Below are 17,664 nucleotides of genomic sequence, written 5' to 3'. Positions count from 1 at the left end.
GCAAACCCGGATGGTGAATGTGAAAACGCCTGAGGACTGCCTCACCAAAAAAGATATCCGCGATGAAATCGATCGACTTGATGAGGAACTGGTTCGGTTATTCGCTGTGCGGCAGGGCTTCGTGCGGCGCATGTCGGAGCTCAAACAGCATCCCGACGAAGCCTTCGACGCAGAGCGTATCGAATCGATGATTGAGATTATCAGGAAGCGCGCCGAGGAACTCGGCCTGGAAGCCGATCAGGCGGACATGGTCTGGCGCACGCTGATTGACTGGAACATTGCCTTTGAGCGGCGCGTGATTGCAGCCCGGCTTGAAAGGAACTCTCAAGCGGCAAGCATAACGCCGGATTGATGAAATTTAATGGCGCCGCGTCTGTTCGCAGGCGCGAGAGTTCCTAATTAAGGTCAAGACACATTGCTTGCCCATTGGCCCGGAGCCCGCCATGAATGCCCGTCGAATTTTCGCAATATCCGCCGCAACCCTCGGCATCTTGGCCGCGCCCGCCGCGCTGGCACCTGCAGCCGCTCAGACATCGGTGAGCCTGGAAACGGTCACGGACGGTTTGTCCTATCCATGGGGCGTCGCCTTTCTTCCAGACGGTGGGTACCTGGTTACCGAGCGAGACGGGCTTTTGAAATATGTGTCTGGCGACGGCGCGCAGAGTGTCGTGGCGGGAACGCCTGAAGTCTTTGCCCAGGGCCAGGGCGGCATGCTGGACATCGCGCTCAGTCCGGATTTCGAATCCGACCAGACCGTTTTCCTGACATTCTCGCAAGGCTCGCCGGAAGGGGCAGGAACGTCGCTGTTCCGCGCGAAGCTGTCGGCTGCCGGCGATGGCTATCGACTGGATGACGGAAAAACGATCTTCCGGGCCAACAACAAGGCCTATGGTGGCCGTCACTTCGGCTCGCGCCTGGCTTTCGCACCTGACGGAAGCCTCTTCATGACGTTGGGCGACCGTGGCGACGGTCCACGCTCACAGGACACCCTTGATCATACGGGTTCGGTCCTGCGGCTGACGGCAGACGGTGAACCGGTCCCCGGCAACCCGTTCGAGAGCAGCGAAGACCACAAACCAGAAATATGGTCCATCGGACACAGAAACCCGCAAAGTGCTGCTATCAACCCCTCGACCGGTGTCCTTTGGACCGTTGAACATGGTGCACGCGGTGGAGATGAAATCAACATTCCGGAGGCGGGCAAGAATTACGGCTGGCCGGTCATCTCCTACGGTAGGCACTATTCCGGCGGCAAGATCGGTGAGGGAACCGCGAAGGACGGCATGGAGCAACCCATTCATTACTGGGACCCTTCGATCGCACCGTCGGGAATGGCGTTCGTCAGCAGTGACCGCTATCCCGATTGGAAGGGGGATCTGCTGGTCGGTGCACTGCGTGGCCGGCACCTGTCGAAACTCGAACTGGACGGCAACGCGGTGGCTTCCGAACAACAGCTGCTGACTGAGCTTGACGAAAGGATCCGGGATGTGCGCCAGGCGCCGGACGGATACCTCTACGTTCTCACTGACAGCGATGACGGCCGTCTGGTCAGGCTGGTCCCGTAAGCAGCGGTTTGAGACATGGCAGCACGTGAGCCCAACCGCATCGGCTTGACATTTCGCGCCGGGAAGCAGATATAGCGCACTGCAATTGCTGCCGCGTGAGCAGAGACAACGCGCCAAGTGCCCCGTCCAGGGACACGAAATCTTTGGCCTGGACTTTCCCAGTTGCACAGATCACGAGCCTGATACGAGGCTCGACCAGTTCCCATGTCACGCGAGGGTCTGGCGGCAAAGAGACGGAACGATACTGGTCCGTCTGCCGCGAACCGACACCAATCCGCAAGGATGATACTTGCGGTGACAGGAGCGTCGTTGACGCTCGAAACAAGGAAATAATATTGACCGATTTTCAAAGCCTGGGACTTTCCGAGGGCCTTTTGAAGGCGATTGCGGAAAACGGCTATGCCTCTCCCACGCCGATCCAGGAAAAAGCTATTCCTCAGATCCTTCAAGGACGCGACCTGATGGGGTTGGCGCAAACGGGTACCGGGAAAACCGCGGCTTTCGGATTGCCGCTGATTGATCGCCTGCTGTCCGACAATGAAGCCGCGCAGCCAAAGGGTACCAGGGCGTTGATTCTGGCACCGACCCGGGAACTTGTGAACCAGATTGCAAAGAACCTGATTTCCTATCTGAAAGCGACGCCCCTGCGCGTTTCTTCCGTTGTCGGCGGAGTGTCGATAAACGGACAGATCAAACGGCTTTCGAAGGGAACGGATATCCTGGTCGCCACCCCCGGCCGTCTGCTCGACCTGGTTGACCGCAAGGCGGTTGATCTTGGGACCGCCTCTTATCTGGTCCTGGACGAAGCCGATCAGATGCTGGATCTTGGCTTCATTCATGCCCTGCGCCGGATTGCCGGCCTGGTCCGGAGGGACCGGCAGACACTTCTGTTTTCAGCAACGATGCCGAAACAGATTGCAGACCTTGCCCGCACCTATCTGCACGACCCCGTGAGGGTTGAAGTAGCCCCTGCCGGGCGGACTGCCGACAAGGTCACGCAGTCGGTGCACTTCATGGATCCTAAGTCCAAGACCGACTTTCTCCTTAAGCAGCTGCAATCCAATCCGGACGGACTGTCACTGGTATTCTGCCGGACCAAACACGGCGCGGAGCGTCTGATGCGCAAGCTGTCGCAAAGCGGGATCGCCGCCGGCTCAATTCATGGAAATAAAAGCCAGAACCAGCGCGACAGAGCCATTCGTGACCTGAAGGACGGCAAGATCAACGTGCTTGTTGCAACCGATGTCGCAGCGCGCGGTATCGACATTCCAGGCGTGAGCCACGTCTTCAATTTCGAGCTGCCGGAGGTTGCCGAAGCCTATGTGCACCGGATTGGCAGAACGGCGCGCGCAGGCGCGGACGGCGAAGCGATCGCGCTATGTGCACCCGAAGAAATCGGACTGTTCCGTCAGATCGAAAAACTGATCGGGATCGACATTCCGGTTGCCGGAGGTGAAGTTCCGCCGCTTTCAGCAGCTGCCAGCCGCGCGAAGCGTGGTGGTCAGAACCGGGGCGGTAACGCCAAGCAGTCGCCTAAGAAACCAGCCCACAAAAGATCCTCAAAGGGTCACAACGACAATGCGGCCCCAAAGCATTCGAGACGTCGTAGGCCAAACAACCGCAAGAACGCGGCCTGATCAGGCACGGATTTCGCCAGAAAGATTCAAAAAAATTGCACCGGGAAGTGGCCTTCCCGGTGCCAAACCTTGTGGTCGATGGGGTCAGGGAAGCAAGCGCTGCCCTGAATGTACTTTTGGAAGCCCTTCAAACCCGAACCGGTGCCGCCGCAGCCCGGACGGGAAGCTGCTGCCTCCTGCCCACAAGGTACCTGACCGTTTGTAGCGACCAGATCTCAATTGTTCTGGGGAAGTCGCGGATACCGCGAACACTGTCATGGAACCGCCAAAACATGGCGGAAATCAATCAACTAAGCCCCGTTGACAGTAAAACTAGATTAACCAACTCGAGTCTGCAATTACAACTGATCTTCAGCGGAATTGCATGTGGAAATCCGAAAGAATTAACAATTTCAGATGGTTATATAAGTTTGAAGTCTTAAGGCGCCATTTTTTCGCATAACCTTTGATTGAATCAAATCAGTCGAGGCAGTAAGAAGTGCTTTAGTTTCAAAGAATTGCAAAAAACATTTTCTTTATCTATTGTTGTATAGAAAATTTTTATGGGCGCAAATTTCCGATCTGATTTCAATAAGCAGTTGAAAGGTATAGAAAAACGATCAGGGATTTGCCCATGTGATTTTTGACAATTTACTGCTTCCGGATTGTCGTATTGCCGGAGCGAAAATCGGTGACCCGGACTAAGGAGAACCCGACGGTTCAAACACCCCCGGGTTTGCAGAAACAGATCGCACAAATCCGCCACGCTCTGGGCAAAAGATCAATTGCAATTCCAACCGATGACCGGGGGCTTTCAATAGCCCTCTAAATGCCTTTCAACCTGTACCATTGTGAAGGTGACCTTTCGTGCTTCAGTATCATCCGCGGAAGAAGGAGGTCAGTGATGCTCACGCGGCGTGTCATTCTGTCCAGCCTGCTGGCTGCTGTTTCACGGGCGCCGGCGGTGGCGTGGGATTTGGAGGCAGCGCCTGACGCGCGTCCTGAAGGCTGGACCGTTGCAGAACCGGCCAGTGCCGGCCTTGACCCGGAAGCGTTGTCTGAACTTGTCGAAATGATCGATGCGGGCGTGACTGCGCCGAATGTTCACGCCGTGCTTGTTGAACACAAAGGCCAATTGGTCTTTGAACATTATTGGCCGGGTGAAGACGGAGAGTATGGCTACGTCGAACACGGACCCGAAACGCTGCACGATATCCGCTCGGTCACCAAGAGCGTGACATCGCTCCTCTTGGGTGTTGTGCTCGATGGCTCGGCCGAAAGCGCGCTTTCTCGCCCGATAGTGAGTTTCTTCCCCGAATTACGCGGTCTGCAAGGAGAGCTGGAAGCGGTGACGTTGCACCATGTTCTCACAATGACAGCAGGTTTCGCGTGGAATGAGACAATCGTTCCTTACGATAGCCAAAACGATTTTATCCGGCTTCTTTCTGGCGACGATCCTGTTGGATTTACATTGGCCAAGGAAGTGCGCGATGAGCCTGGAAGCCGCTGGCTTTACAACAGCGGCTTGAGCGAACTGGTTGGCGGCGTCATCGAAAACCTGACGGGAACGGCTCTCGCCGACTACGCCGAGAAGGTTCTCTTCGATCCGCTCCAAATCACCGAATACGAATGGTGGCGTCCGCCGGCATGGACGTCAGAGCATTTTCCAAGCGCTTCGGCAGGATTGCGCCTGCGGGCCAGGGATCTGGCCAAGTTTGGCTCGCTCATCCTGCATGGTGGAAAGTGGCGCGGCCGCCGATTGGTTCCCGATGATTGGATCGCCGCTTCGACTGCTCGGCACATAAGCAATTCCTGGGAACGATTTGGCTACGGGTATTTCTGGTATCCCGGGGTGCTTTACACTGGCCACAAGGTGATCATGGCCTCCGGGTGGGGCGATCAGCGGCTCTATGTCGTGCCGGACGCCGGATTGGCAATCACGATTTTCGCTGGCAACTATGAAAGTGGAGGCGGTGTGGCAGGTGAACGGATCGCGGGCCGGATCGTCCGGGCGCTGCGTTGAGTCGCGCCGCGGTGTTGCGGCACCGGTTGTCTGCGATGAATTGCCGGATGATCTTCCATAAATTGACTGCGCAAAAATGAGGCTCAGTTGGAAAATTGACCAATTGGTATAAAAATATTTTTTGAGGTCATAGTTTGTCGTTATCAGCTGGATTTTGTAGTTGACGTTTCCGTAAGGTGACTATATGTCGGCCCTCGCTGAAGCTTTTGTTAATCAAATTTAATAATGCCCAGGCGCAAAACCGGACAAAGATCCGGGTGAGGTGCACGTCGGCTCCATCGGAACCTTCGCTCCAAAAAAATCGCCGTTTGTCAAAAACGGCCCAGGCCTTGTGGCGCGGGCGATCGCGCAACAGATGGACGTCTGGTACGTCCGGCCTTCCAGCTTTGCGTAATTGACAACCGCAACAAACCGGTACCCCCACTTTAACCGGTTTGATACAACCCATCGGCCACAAGACGGCAACGCCGGGAAGTCGACTTCCCGGCGTTGTTTGTTTCCGAAACCGGTTTTGCTTCGCTTACATGTTCGGATAATTCGGTCCGCCGGCGCCTTCCGGTACTGTCCAGGTGATGTTGCGGTTCGGGTCCTTGATGTCGCAGGTCTTGCAGTGCACGCAGTTCTGCGAGTTGATCTGGAAGCGCGGTGCGTCTTCACCTTCTTCCACCCACTCGTAGACGCCTGCCGGGCAGTAACGGTTCGAAGGACCGGCAAAGACATCGTGTTCGGAGGATTTCTGAACGGCAAGGTCGTTGACCTTCAGATGGATCGGCTGGTCTTCTTCGTGGTTGGTGTTGGACAGGAATACAGAAGACAGTTTGTCGAACGAGACGACGCCATCCGGTTTCGGATACTCGATTTTCTTGCAGTCTTTCGCCGGCTTCAACGTTTCGGAATCACGCTTGCCGTGCTTCATGGTGCCGAAGAAGGAGAACCCGAACAATTCGTTCGTCCACATGTCGAGGCCGCCAAGGCCGATCCCGAGCCAGGTGCCGAATTTCGACCAGAGCGGTTTCGCATTGCGGACATTTTTCAGATCGTCGCCGATCGCGCTTTCGCGCCAGGCCGTGTCAAAATTGGTAAGCTCGGTGTGCGCCTCGCCGCGGCCAATCGCTGACATGACTTCTTCTGCGGCGAGCATGCCAGACAGCATGGCGTTGTGCGATCCCTTGATACGCGGAACGTTCACGAACCCAGCGGAACAGCCCATCAGAAGGCCACCGGGAAATGAGAGCTTGGGAACCGACTGATAGCCGCCCTCGGTAATCGCCCTTGCACCGTAAGAGATGCGCTTGCCGCCCTCGAAGGTGTCCCGGATTGCGGGATGGGTCTTGAAACGCTGGAACTCGTCAAAAGGCGACAGCCAGGGGTTTTCGTAGTTGAGGTGAACCACGAACCCGACGGCGACCTGATTATCTTCCAGGTGATAGAGGAACGAACCGCCGCCGGTCTTGCCGTCAAGCGGCCAGCCGAAGGAATGCTGAACGAGGCCCAGATTGTGCTTTGCCGGATCGACCTGCCAGAGTTCCTTGATGCCGATCCCGAACTTCGGCACGTCGCTGTCGCGGTCAAGGTCGAACTTTTCAATCAGCTGTTTTGCCAGCGAGCCGCGCGCACCTTCCCCGATCAGGGTGTATTTTCCGCGCAATTCCATGCCGCGTGTGAACATGGCGTTGGGTTTGCCGTCGCGGCCGATTCCCATGTCTCCCGTCGCGACGCCGAGGACCTTGCCTTCATCATCGTAAAGCAGTTCGGCCGCCGCAAAACCCGGATAAATCTCCACGCCGAGCGCTTCGGCTTTTTCCGCCAGCCAGCGGCACACATTGCCCAGGGACACAATATAATTGCCGTGATTGTTCATGAGCTTGGGCATGAACATGTTGGGCAGGCGCATGGAACCCGCAGGTCCAAGAACCAGAAAATGATCAGCGGTAACAGCCGTTTTTATCGGCGTATCCTCTTCGCGCCACTCCGGCAGCAGCTGATCGAGAGCGATCGGATCGATAACAGCGCCGGAAAGGATATGCGCGCCGACTTCCGAACCCTTTTCCAGCACGACGACGCTCAGTTCTTCGCCCTTTTCGTTGGCGATCTGTTTCAGCCGGATCGCGGCAGCCAGGCCAGCCGGGCCCGCTCCGACGATAACAACGTCGACATCCATGCTCTCGCGTTCACCAAGCGCGTCTTGTTCGCTCATCTCTTTCTCCCTCAAGCCGGCGGGGCTTTATCCGCATCGCCCTGTTTGCAATATTTCGCAGCGCAATACACGATTTTTTTCTGTTCTGTTTGCGAAATCCGGCCCCTTATTGGTCGAATTTCGCCCAGATAGACCAAAGCCCGGTCAAAGCGTCAAGTTGAAATATTTCCGTTTACGTAAACGGAAATCGTTGTTGTTTCGGGGATTAGATGTGTACAGGCATGCGAAAAGCGATTGTCTTCGCCGGGACAGTCTCTGCACCGCTTGTACGAACCGGCGATCCGGATAATATCCCTGCCGGAGGCCAAGTGTTTGCAACATCCCAGTGAAGATCTGAAGAATATCGAAAGCCTGCTGGAGTTCTATGTCGACGCCGGTATCGATTGTTTTTTGGGTGACAGCCCTGTCGACTGGACGGAATTGAGCCGCCGGAAGGCGGCGGTGCAGCAAAAGCCGCAGGCTGCCGAGGTCGCACGCCAGACTGCGCCGGCGGAACTTCCTCGTATTGAAAGCCGCGCGCCGGCACCCGCCGCTGTGCCGGCGCAGTTGACAGCGCGGTCAGCGTCACCTGCCAAACCCTCCAATCCCGCCGTTATTCCGGACCGTGAAGTCGTTGCCTCGGCGCGAGACCAGGCTGCGTCGGCTGCGTCGCTGGAAGAGCTTCGGGCCTGCCTGGAGGCTTTCGACGGATGCAACTTGAAACTGACGGCAAAGAAACTGGTGTTCGCGGACGGAAATCCCGAGGCCCGGTTGATGTTTGTCGGCGAAGCGCCGGGACGCGACGAGGATTTGCAGGGAAAGCCCTTTGTCGGCCGGTCCGGTCAGCTTCTGGACCGTATGCTATCGGCCATCGGCCTTGATCGATCTTCAGCCTACATCGCGAATGTGGTTCCCTGGCGGCCGCCGGGCAACCGGACACCAACACCGCAGGAAACTGAAATCTGCAAGCCTTTCATCAGGAGGCAGATCGAACTTGTAAACCCGGATGTGATTGTCTTTCTGGGCGCGGCATCTGCCAAGAACCTGCTGGGTGTTCAGGACGGTATTCGAAAAATGCGCGGCCGTTGGATGAAGTATCCGGTCTCAGGTCGCGACGTTGACGCGATCGCAACGTATCACCCGGCCTATCTTCTGCGCAGCCCCCTGGAAAAGCGTCTTTCCTGGCGTGATTTCCTCAGCATCCGGTCGAAGCTTTCAGGACCCTAGAGACCCACAATACCCCAACGTTAACGTCGTTTTCAGGCTTCAGGTTGTAGTCTGGGGTGTAGTCGAGCCGGAGGGGAAAGTGTCAAACGTCAATGCGGTCAAAGTTGCGGATAGCTGCGTACCGGCGCTGGTCGTGGATCTGGCAGACATGAGCTGCTTCGAGGCCAGTGCTTTGGACCTCACTGACAAGGGATGCTGGATCGTCTCCGACAAGGTCGATCTGCTCAAGGAAGAGGTCGGGCTGCGACTGGACGGCTACGACAAACTGGTTCGTGGAACGGTCATCGCCTATGGCGACAACGAGGCCAGGATCAGTTTTTCCGTGTTGAACACGGAGCCTGGCGAAAAACGGCGCGAAATCCGCCGACCTGTCTGGATCAGCACCGTTGTCTACGGCAAAACCAGCCCGTTTATCATAAAAGGACGCATTGTTGATGCGAGCAAATCCGGATGCCGGCTCGAGGCTGACAATCTGGACCGGTTGCCGCAGGACGTTGAAATTTCCATCCCGGGTCTCGACCTGCCGATTGCTGCAAAAATCGTTTGGCGCAAGGATGGCCAGGCGGGCGTTCAACTGAATTGGCCCTTTGAGCCGGAACCGGACCTGACGCCTGAAGCGGTCGCGCTTCTGCTGGATCGCGAACAGGAAAAGAAAAAGGAAATGGAAAAGGAAACGGCGAAGAAAAAGCCGAAAAAGCGCATAAGTGCCTTTGGAGCATGAGCGTCGACCGGCACTATCTCAGCCTATTCCGGAATTTGCCTGCCGCCACTCTTTGCAAGTGCCACCTGAATACATATATCGGAGAGAGTTTGACCTCTCTCAGGGCTTTTCAGCGTGCTTTCAACCTTCCGCCGTTTTCTCCCCAAGCCATTCCGCAATGACAAGACGATAATTCCTGTGGTGCGCTTGCAGGGCGCCATCGGCATGCAAAGCCCGATGCGTTCGGGATTGTCGCTGGCATCTGCAGCCCTGCCGCTGGAAAAGGCGTTTTCGTTCAAAAAGGCCCCGGCCGTTGCGTTGATCGTCAATTCACCGGGCGGATCTCCGGTGCAGTCGCGCCTGATCTTCAAGCGCATACGCGATCTGGCGAAGGAAAACGAGAAAGACGTCCTGGTTTTCGTTGAAGACGTCGCTGCAAGTGGCGGCTACATGATTGCGATCGCGGGAGATGAGATCTTTGTCGATCCGTCCTCAATCGTCGGCTCCATCGGGGTCGTCGCGGCTGGTTTCGGCTTTACCGAAATGATCAAGAAAATCGGCGTCGACCGGCGTGTCTATACGGCGGGCGAGAAGAAGGTCACCCTCGACCCCTTCCAGCCCGAAGTGCCCGAAGATATTGCTTATCTCAAAAGCCTTCAGCTTGAGCTGCATGAGACCTTCATCGATCTGGTAAAATCCCGCCGCGGCGATGTCTTGACCGAAGACCCTGATCTGTTTACCGGCAAGTTCTGGACAGGCCGAACCGCTGTGCAGCTTGGGCTGGTGGACGCAATTGGCGACTTGCGCGGCGTTCTGCAAGACAGATATGGCGAAAAGACAGAACCGCGGCTGATTTCCGCGCCGCGCGGTCTTTTCGGCAGGCGCGCCGGGCTCGGCGTGAATCAGAAGGCGCAGCGCCTGACGGAAGGCTTGGGTGACGAGTTGATTTCGGCGGTTGAAGAGCGGGCCTTGTGGATGCGTTACGGCCTTTAAATGGGCGTATTGCTCGCATCAGGTGGGACAGCAAAAGGGGAACGATATGACGGAACTGATTGGTGTGGCAGCACTTGCCGTCGGTGGTTACTGGATTGTCCAGCGCGTCAAACGCAAAATGGCTGAGGTCGAAAACCAGATCTCCAAGGCTGCGGCAAAGGCCGATCCGAATGGCCGCGGCGCTAAACTTGTGCTGGATCCGGAAACGGGAAAGTACCGCCCCAGCAACTGACCCACCAGGCAGAGCTGCAGCTCCGCCGGGTGGCCGTGACGTTGCAAGTCCTGTCAGGATGGCGCCAAGAACAGGCCCCAACGTGCAGTCTGTTTTTTCGACGCCCTGAACAGCATCAGGGCAGTCAAGATCAGCAACAGAAGTTCAGCTACCGGACCGGTGAGCCAGATGCCGGTTTCGCCGAAGAAATACGGCAAAACGATCAGCAGCGGCAGAAAGAACAAGTACGGCTTGACCAGACTGATGACCGCAGCCTTCTTGGCATCTCCGCAAGCCTGAAAATAGGCCGCTATCACGAAGAGCGGACCTGCCGCGAACATGAGCGCGATATTGATCGGCATGATCCTGGCGATTTCGTCGACGACACGCATGTCATCGACGAAGAGATAGCCAACCGGACTTGCAAGGAATGACAGCAATGCCTGCGCGCCTATGCAGTAAATGAGGGCCGTTAAAAGACCCAGCCGCAGCGTATCGTCGGAGCGTCGCCACTCCTTCGCGCCATAGTTGTTTCCGATCATCGCCTGCAATGCTTGCGTCAGACCGAGCAGAGGCAGGAACACAAACGTCATGACGCGGGTGATGATCCCGAAGGCGGCGATCGTTGCGTCGTAGCTGTCCGATCCTACGTGTTGCAGAGCGGCGATTGTCGCAGCAGACGCGAACCCGATCCCAGCGAAATTAAGACTTTGCGGCGCCCCCAGAGCGATGATCGGCCGCCAGTGTCGGTTCAGCGGGTAAGTGAACAAGACGGATGGCTTCAGAATGGTCTGGGCGCGCATTCGAAACAGGATCACGGCGGTGAATGTGACCACTTGCGCCAGTGCGGTTCCCATGGCCGAGCCGGCCACCCCCCATTTCAAAAGCCCGACCAGCACGAAGTTGAAGAGGATGTTCGCCAGAGAAACAAGCAGGCTCATACCCGCCATTTGCGCGACATAGCCTTCGCTGCGTAGCGCATCTGTTTGCACCGACAAGACGAAAAGCAATGGGGATGTGGAGGCCGTTATCGCCAGATATGTGAACGCCATCTGCGCGATCGGTTCCGACCCTCCTGCAGCAATCAGAATAGCCCGATAGCCAGTGGTCCAGAACAAGAGGATGACAAGTGCACCGGCCAGGAGCGACAGGCCGTGTGCGCCCGAAAAAACGGACCGCGCTGCGTCGGAATTCATAGCACCGAGGTGACGCGCCAGGATGCTGGACATGCCGGTGGAGACCAGCGTTGCCCCGGCGACAAGCAGCATGTAGGCAGGGAACATTAACGTGACAGCGCTCAGCGCATCCGGGCCAACGTAATGACCAAGAAATGCGGCATCTGCGACTGTCAGTAAACCGTTTGTGGCCATCACCAGAATGATTGGCAGAGCGGTTTTCACAAGGGTGGGGACGAGTGCCCCGTGCGTAAACACATTCGTCCGGGACGTGTCGTTGGACATTCCGTTCTCCAGATAAAGGCGTTTCGCTTGTAGGGAAGGGCTCGCATTGCCGCCTGCACGAAACGCGCGGAGGAACGAAAAATCGACGATACCAGATCTTCACCAGGACATTGTGTCTGCGAGCGGCCAGCGTCTGGAAGCGGAATTGTTGGTAGTGGCTGCGGCTCGGAAGGTCAACCCCATGGTTCGCTCGGCGCTTGTCTTGCTTATGCATTGGGAACTGGAACCCTCGTCTTGACCTTGCCGCCGCATCATGGCACCTCTCGCCTCGTGCAGGCGGGACCGGCCCGTCGTAATGCGTCTTTTGCGGAAACGGTATCCATGTCGACTGACACATTGCCGGCGCATATGCGCCCGGAAAACTCCTTTCAGGGTCTGATCCTGACACTCCAGCGGTTCTGGGCGGACCAGGGCTGCGTTGTGCTTCAGCCATATGACATGGAAGTCGGGGCAGGGACGTTTCATCCGGCGACCACATTGCGCTCACTCGGCCCGCGCCCGTGGCGCGCCGCATATGTTCAGCCGTCCCGGCGCCCGACAGACGGGCGCTATGGCGAAAACCCGAACCGTCTGCAGCACTACTACCAGTTTCAGGTCATCTTGAAGCCGTCACCGGCCGATCTGCAGGACCTTTACCTGAAATCGCTCTACGCGATCGGGCTCGATCCGAAACTGCATGATATCCGTTTTGTCGAAGACGACTGGGAAAGCCCGACCCTGGGAGCCTGGGGCCTCGGCTGGGAGTGCTGGTGCGATGGCATGGAAGTCTCGCAATTCACCTACTTTCAGCAAGTGGCCGGGTTCGAGTGTTCGCCGGTTTCCGGCGAACTGACCTACGGACTTGAACGTCTTGCCATGTATATCCAGGGCGTCGATAACGTCTACGAGCTCAACTACAACGGCATGGAAGGTGACGCGAGGATCACTTACGGCGACGTCTTCCTGCAGGCGGAGCAGGAGTACTCGCGGCACAATTTCGAACATGCGGATACCGAGATGCTGTTCCGCCATTTCAAGGACGCGGAAAACGAATGCCGTGCCTTGTTGGAAGCCGGTGCGAAGGCGCGGGAAGAGGCAGGCGCAAGCGTGCATCAGGTGGTCCTGCCGGCTTACGATCAGTGCATCAAGGCCAGCCACGCCTTCAACCTGCTTGATGCCCGCGGCGTGATCTCCGTGACAGAGCGCCAGAGCTATATTCTGCGCGTGCGCGAGCTTGCAAAGGCGTGCGGAGCGGCATTTCTGGAAACCGAAGCAGGCGGTGTGGGTTATCACAACCAGGCAGCTGAATAGCCAGGTCCTTTCTTTGGATTGAGACGCCTGCTGGCGGCCTGGTGCCTCCGGCGACATTCCTGACATTTGATACGCTATTGAGACAAAAGACCGTGCTTGCACAGGATGACAATTCCAGCCGCAGCAGTTAGCTTCCGGACCGTTCTTTAAAGGGGATCTGAAAGTTGGCCTGGATTGTTCTTGCGCTACTGATCGCGCTGTCGGTTTACGCAATCATTCTCTACAACACGCTCGTCAAAAAGCGTCAGATGGTCGAGGAAGGCTGGAGCGGTATCGACGTGCAGCTCAAGCGTCGCGCCAACCTCATCCCCAACCTGGTCGAAACGGTCAAAGGCTATGCCGCGCACGAGAAGGAAACACTCGACGCGGTTACACATCTCCGAACCTCAGCGAATGCGGTTCCGAAGGAGGACGTGGCAGGCCGCGCAAAGGCCGAAGGCGCGCTGGGACAGGCTCTCGGACGCCTTTTTGCGGTCGCGGAAGCGTATCCGGATCTGAAGGCGAGCCAGAATTTTTCAGACCTGCACCAGTCACTCGACGAAATCGAGAACGCCATTCAAATGTCGCGCAGATATTACAACGGCGCCGTCAGGGGCTTGAACGTGGGTGTCGAAAGCTTCCCTTCAAATCTGATTGCCACCCAATTCAAGTTTGAAAAGGCCGACTATTTTGAGATCGAGGATGAGGCTGACCGGGCCGTCCCGGGCGTCGAATTCTAAGAAGGGTCCGTCATGAATATTTCACGTATCGCCGCGAGCGCACTGGCGGCGCTGATCCTGCTTTGCCTCGGCTGGGGCGCTCACGCAGATGAGCGCATCCTGAGATACGTCTCCAATATCGAGGTTGCACAGGACGGTGTCCTGACAGTCACCGAAACGATCACCGTTCGCTCAGAGGCACGCGAGATCCGCCGGGGTATCTTTCGCGATCTGCCGTTGACGGCGGTCGGTGCCAACGGACGCAGCTATCGAGTTGGTTTCAAGCTTCTGCAGGTTCTCCAGGATGGGCGTCCGGCTCCGCATTTTGTCAGAGACAGTGCCGATGGTGTTCGGATTTACATCGGTGAGGAAAACGTCTTCCTTCAGCCCGGCATCTACACCTACACGATCGAATACGAGACGGACCGGCAAATCCGTTTCATTGAGAGCTACGACCAGATCTATTGGAACGCGACCGGGAACGAATGGAATTTCCCGATTGACGAGGCTATAGCCCGTGTTGTGCTGCCATCCGGTATCCGAGCGATAGAAACCACCGCCTATACCGGTGCCTTCGGCTCGAGAGACCAATTTTTTGAGGCCGGCACGGAAGATGACGGCAACACGGTTCTCTTCTCCACGACGCAATCGCTTTTGGCGGAAGAAGGTTTCACCATTGTTGTCGACATGCCGGCAGGTTCGGTAGCACGGCCGACCGGTGCTGAGGAGTTAGAGTACTTTCTGGCTGATTTCCGGCTCGAACTGATTGGCGGGACCGGTATCGTGCTGGTGCTGTTCTATTACCTTTGGGCGTGGATCAAGGTTGGACGAGACCCGGCGAAAGGCGTCATCTTCCCAAGGTTTCAACCCCCTGCCAATATTTCGCCTGCCCTTGCCAAATACATCGAAAACCGTGGTTTCGGAGATGGTCAATGGGTGGCGCTTTCCGCCGCCTGTCTAAATCTTGCGGTGAAAAAGCGTCTCAAACTGGAAGACGACGACGGTGACATGACGGTTAGTCTTCTGCCGGAAGGCAGAAATGGTGAAGCGCCCGGCACCGGGCTGCCACGCGGCGAAGCCGCCCTTGAAAAATGGCTCAGCGGCAGGGGGAGTTCCCTGACACTGAACGAGGCAAATGGAAATTCGATCCAGACGCTGGGGTCCAAGTTTACAGGCGCCATCGAACGCGAAAGCGGAGGCCTGTATTTCAAGAGCAACTGGACCTACCTGATCCCGGGCGTCCTGCTCAGCCTGGCAACCTTCGCACTGTTGGTGTTCTTCGGGCTCCTTGGATCGCAGCAACAGGAATTTGTCATGCTTTTCCTGTTCTTCTCCGTCTTTGCTACGTTTTTCTCTGCCGGGCTCGGCGCGCTGGCGCTCGGTTCGCTGAACTTTCCCTTGCGTCTGATTTTCACGCTCGGTTTCTTTGCTCTCGGGATGGGGATTGCAGCGACCCTTGCCAACCTGATAACCGGCGCACTTGCCTCGATGATCGCTTTTCCGGTCTCTGTCGCAATTCTCGTGGCCATCAATATCGTTTTCTTCCTGATCATCGATGCTCCGACTACACTTGGCAGAAAGTTTCTCGACGAGATAGAAGGACTGAAGCTCTACCTGTCTGTGGCCGAAAAAGAGCGTCTCAATATGAGCAATATGCCGGACATGAGCACTGTTCACTTCGAGAACCTGCTTCCCTATGCGGTCGCGCTTGGTGTCGAAAAACCCTGGTCAAAAGCATTCGAAGGATGGTTGGCGAGCGCGGCGGGAGCCGCTGCGGCGGCGAGTTATGATCCGGACTGGTATTCGGGCAGATCATTCGACGCCAGACGCGTTTCTGACAGCGTCAGTGCAACTGCCGGTGCGATGGCAGGATCCTTCATTTCATCGTTGCCGGCCCCGGAGACTTCAAGTTCCGGGTCTTCGTCGAGCGGATCGTCGGGCGGTGGCGGTGGCGGCGGAGGAGGCGGCGGCTGGTAAGCGCATGCGGCCAAGGCATCGAACCATCGGCCTTGAAAGGCGGCGCCTACAGGTGAACGGCAGCTCCGTTAGGCGACGTTGGAGTTTTCGTCGAAAGGCAGTCTGCCGTCAGCCTGGATTTGCAAAAGTTCAGCGGCGGCATCGGCGCTGACTGCTTTGGCGTAAAGGAAACCTTGCCCGTAGTGGCACCCGCTCAAGCTGAGGGCGTCATGGACGTCACCGCGTTCCACGCCTTCAGCAACGGCTTCAATATCAAGTCCCCTGGACAAGACCAGAACGGCCTCCACGATAGCGCCGCATTGCTTGTCTGAAAGCATGCGCTCCGTGAACGACTTGTCGATCTTCACTTTCTTGATCGGAAAGTCTCTGAGATAGCTCAGGGAAGAGTGTCCCGCCCCAAAATCGTCGAGCGCGATTGTTATGCCGGTCTCGGTCAACTCAGTCAGAATGCGTCTTGCCGATTCAGGGTTCTTGACGAGCGATGTCTCCGTGATCTCAAGAACAAGGCGCTCAGGCGGGAAATTGGAGGCATCTATGATGGACTTGATTTGTTCCGGCAGAGCAGGATCCTGCAACTGGACGGGCGACAGGTTGAAGGAAAGATAAAGGTCGTCCGGCCACGTCTGTGCCGTTGTGCAGGCTTGCGCCAAAAGATGGCGCGTGAGCTCTGAGATAATCCCGCAGTCTTCTGCAATCGGGATGAATTGCTTTGGCGGAACCATGCCGAAATCGCTGTCGGACCAGCGTGCGAGGCCTTCAAATCCCGCGATCCGTCCGGTGTCCATGTCAAGAATGGGCTGATAATGCACCTTGACGTCATCGTCTTCGATCGCCCGCCTGAGCCTTTGTTCCAGCAGGGTGCGATGGAGGATCGAGGCGTCCATATCCACTTCAAAGAAACGGTAGGTCGAACGGCCTGAGGATTTGGCCCTGTAAAGGGCAATGTCAGCCCTGCGCAGGAGCTCGGTGATCGCGTGTCCGTCATGCGGATAGAGGGATATGCCGATCCCTGTGCCAATCGAAATCTGGCGCTCGCCGAATTCAAACCGGTCGCCGAGGCGCGTCAGGAGCCGGCGTGCAAATCCGGATGCCTCGGTCTTGTCCTTGAAGACTGGTGACACGATTGCAAATTCATCCCCGCCGAGGCGCGCAACGATGCCGTCCGATCCAACGGTCTCGGCAAGCCGGTCAGCAAAGCTGCGCAAGAGCTTGTCGCCGAATGCATGGCCGTAGACATCGTTGATCGGCTTGAAGCCGTCCAGGTCAAGCATCATGATGCCCCGGAAGCTGTTGTCCTTCAAATTTCTGCTGAGATCGCCGAACGCCTCAAGCAAACGGCGCCGGTTCGGAAGACCTGTCAGGGCGTCGTGTTGGGCAAGCGCAAGCGCCTCGGAATGTTCAGACGATCTTTCGCTCAGTTCCTTGCGCAGTCTGCGGGTTGCCCACAGGCCGTAGATCACGCCCGTCAGCGCGAAGACCATGAAAACACCGGTCGCGATGTCGAAATAAAGATGCGGGTCGTTTGCGTGAGCGTCTTCAAGCAGGTGTGGAATGAACTGAAGGACGGCGAAACCAAGTATAGCCGCGGCAAAAAGCGCGGCCAGTGAGCGTGCCATGATACGGCCGCCTGTGGCTTCCCGATTGATCACAAGTCCGTCCTGATACTTCTAACTGCCTAATCAGGCTTTCAGTTTTGCACTCATTCCTTGAAGAAGAGTGAAGCAAAGT

At 56.9% G+C, this 17,664-nt stretch carries 14 protein-coding genes; 11 read left to right on the top strand and 3 right to left on the bottom strand.

Annotation, left to right across the window (positions count from 1 at the left end; all coding sequences use genetic code 11):
* Nucleotides 1-10 precede the first annotated feature (10 nt).
* From Q0915_RS24455 to Q0915_RS24440, 4 genes are all read left to right on the top strand, one after another.
* Complete coding sequence (locus Q0915_RS24455; RefSeq protein ID WP_299480261.1) at nucleotides 11-352, top strand: chorismate mutase; 342 nt, start codon at nucleotides 11-13, stop codon at nucleotides 350-352.
* Between the two features lie 91 nt (nucleotides 353-443).
* Complete coding sequence (locus tag Q0915_RS24450) at nucleotides 444-1,565, top strand: PQQ-dependent sugar dehydrogenase (protein WP_299480258.1); 1,122 nt, start codon at nucleotides 444-446, stop codon at nucleotides 1,563-1,565.
* Between the two features lie 335 nt (nucleotides 1,566-1,900).
* Nucleotides 1,901-3,202 carry a DEAD/DEAH box helicase gene (locus tag Q0915_RS24445; RefSeq protein ID WP_299480255.1) on the top strand — a complete coding sequence of 434 codons (1,302 nt, stop codon included), beginning with the start codon at nucleotides 1,901-1,903 and terminating at the stop codon, nucleotides 3,200-3,202.
* A gap of 883 nt (nucleotides 3,203-4,085) precedes the next feature.
* A complete protein-coding gene (locus Q0915_RS24440) occupies nucleotides 4,086-5,204 on the top strand; it encodes a serine hydrolase (protein WP_299480252.1) in 1,119 nt (372 codons plus the stop codon).
* Between the two features lie 520 nt (nucleotides 5,205-5,724).
* On the opposite strand, the gene Q0915_RS24435 is transcribed toward Q0915_RS24440, so the two are convergent.
* On the bottom strand, nucleotides 5,725-7,401 hold the full coding sequence (locus Q0915_RS24435; RefSeq protein ID WP_299480249.1) for an electron transfer flavoprotein-ubiquinone oxidoreductase: 1,677 nt from the start codon (nucleotides 7,399-7,401) through the stop codon (nucleotides 5,725-5,727).
* A gap of 312 nt (nucleotides 7,402-7,713) precedes the next feature.
* On the opposite strand from Q0915_RS24435, the gene Q0915_RS24430 reads away from it, so the two are divergent.
* The 4 genes from Q0915_RS24430 (at nucleotide 7,714) to Q0915_RS24415 (ending at nucleotide 10,532) form a co-directional block, all read left to right on the top strand.
* Complete coding sequence (locus Q0915_RS24430; RefSeq protein ID WP_299480246.1) at nucleotides 7,714-8,607, top strand: uracil-DNA glycosylase; 894 nt, start codon at nucleotides 7,714-7,716, stop codon at nucleotides 8,605-8,607.
* Nucleotides 8,608-8,686: 79 nt separating this feature from the next.
* The gene (locus Q0915_RS24425) at nucleotides 8,687-9,328 is read left to right on the top strand and encodes a PilZ domain-containing protein (RefSeq protein WP_299480243.1); all 642 of its coding nucleotides are present in this window, start codon (nucleotides 8,687-8,689) and stop codon (nucleotides 9,326-9,328) included.
* Between the two features lie 114 nt (nucleotides 9,329-9,442).
* Nucleotides 9,443-10,300 carry a S49 family peptidase gene (locus Q0915_RS24420; RefSeq protein WP_299480240.1) on the top strand — a complete coding sequence of 286 codons (858 nt, stop codon included), beginning with the start codon at nucleotides 9,443-9,445 and terminating at the stop codon, nucleotides 10,298-10,300.
* Between the two features lie 46 nt (nucleotides 10,301-10,346).
* Nucleotides 10,347-10,532: a hypothetical protein gene (locus tag Q0915_RS24415; protein WP_299480237.1), complete on the top strand. Its 186-nt coding sequence runs from the start codon at nucleotides 10,347-10,349 to the stop codon at nucleotides 10,530-10,532.
* A 53-nt stretch (nucleotides 10,533-10,585) separates the two neighbouring features.
* Here Q0915_RS24415 and Q0915_RS24410 read toward each other — a convergent pair whose 3' ends face one another.
* A complete protein-coding gene (locus Q0915_RS24410; RefSeq protein WP_299480234.1) occupies nucleotides 10,586-11,971 on the bottom strand; it encodes an MATE family efflux transporter in 1,386 nt (461 codons plus the stop codon).
* A 321-nt stretch (nucleotides 11,972-12,292) separates the two neighbouring features.
* Between Q0915_RS24410 and Q0915_RS24405 the strand changes: the two genes are divergently transcribed.
* The 3 genes from Q0915_RS24405 to Q0915_RS24395 all read left to right on the top strand — a co-directional run bounded on the left by Q0915_RS24405 (nucleotide 12,293) and on the right by Q0915_RS24395 (nucleotide 15,936).
* The gene (locus Q0915_RS24405; RefSeq protein WP_299480231.1) at nucleotides 12,293-13,261 is read left to right on the top strand and encodes a glycine--tRNA ligase subunit alpha; all 969 of its coding nucleotides are present in this window, start codon (nucleotides 12,293-12,295) and stop codon (nucleotides 13,259-13,261) included.
* Between the two features lie 164 nt (nucleotides 13,262-13,425).
* Nucleotides 13,426-13,980 carry a LemA family protein gene (locus Q0915_RS24400; RefSeq protein WP_299480228.1) on the top strand — a complete coding sequence of 185 codons (555 nt, stop codon included), beginning with the start codon at nucleotides 13,426-13,428 and terminating at the stop codon, nucleotides 13,978-13,980.
* Nucleotides 13,981-13,992: 12 nt separating this feature from the next.
* Nucleotides 13,993-15,936 carry a DUF2207 domain-containing protein gene (locus Q0915_RS24395; protein ID WP_299480225.1) on the top strand — a complete coding sequence of 648 codons (1,944 nt, stop codon included), beginning with the start codon at nucleotides 13,993-13,995 and terminating at the stop codon, nucleotides 15,934-15,936.
* A gap of 68 nt (nucleotides 15,937-16,004) precedes the next feature.
* On the opposite strand, the gene Q0915_RS24390 is transcribed toward Q0915_RS24395, so the two are convergent.
* The gene (locus tag Q0915_RS24390; protein WP_299480222.1) at nucleotides 16,005-17,552 is read right to left on the bottom strand and encodes an EAL domain-containing protein; all 1,548 of its coding nucleotides are present in this window, start codon (nucleotides 17,550-17,552) and stop codon (nucleotides 16,005-16,007) included.
* Nucleotides 17,553-17,664 lie beyond the last annotated feature (112 nt).

Source organism: uncultured Roseibium sp. (assembly GCF_947494555.1).
Taxonomy (GTDB): domain Bacteria; phylum Pseudomonadota; class Alphaproteobacteria; order Rhizobiales; family Stappiaceae; genus Roseibium.
This window is presented reverse-complemented; position numbering and strand designations above follow the sequence as displayed.

What these genes read in the sequence shown, in the direction of transcription:
- Q0915_RS24455 (WP_299480261.1), top strand. Translation starts at nt 11, where the DNA reads ATGGTGAATGTGAAAACGCCTGAGGACTGCCTCACCAAAAAAGATATC.
- Q0915_RS24450 (WP_299480258.1), top strand. Translation starts at nt 444, where the DNA reads ATGAATGCCCGTCGAATTTTCGCAATATCCGCCGCAACCCTCGGCATC.
- Q0915_RS24440 (WP_299480252.1), top strand. Translation starts at nt 4,086, where the DNA reads ATGCTCACGCGGCGTGTCATTCTGTCCAGCCTGCTGGCTGCTGTTTCA.
- Q0915_RS24435 (WP_299480249.1), bottom strand. Translation starts at nt 7,401, where the DNA reads ATGAGCGAACAAGACGCGCTTGGTGAACGCGAGAGCATGGATGTCGAC.
- Q0915_RS24415 (WP_299480237.1), top strand. Translation starts at nt 10,347, where the DNA reads ATGACGGAACTGATTGGTGTGGCAGCACTTGCCGTCGGTGGTTACTGG.
- Q0915_RS24410 (WP_299480234.1), bottom strand. Translation starts at nt 11,971, where the DNA reads ATGTCCAACGACACGTCCCGGACGAATGTGTTTACGCACGGGGCACTC.
- Q0915_RS24405 (WP_299480231.1), top strand. Translation starts at nt 12,293, where the DNA reads ATGTCGACTGACACATTGCCGGCGCATATGCGCCCGGAAAACTCCTTT.
- Q0915_RS24395 (WP_299480225.1), top strand. Translation starts at nt 13,993, where the DNA reads ATGAATATTTCACGTATCGCCGCGAGCGCACTGGCGGCGCTGATCCTG.
- Q0915_RS24390 (WP_299480222.1), bottom strand. Translation starts at nt 17,552, where the DNA reads ATGGCACGCTCACTGGCCGCGCTTTTTGCCGCGGCTATACTTGGTTTC.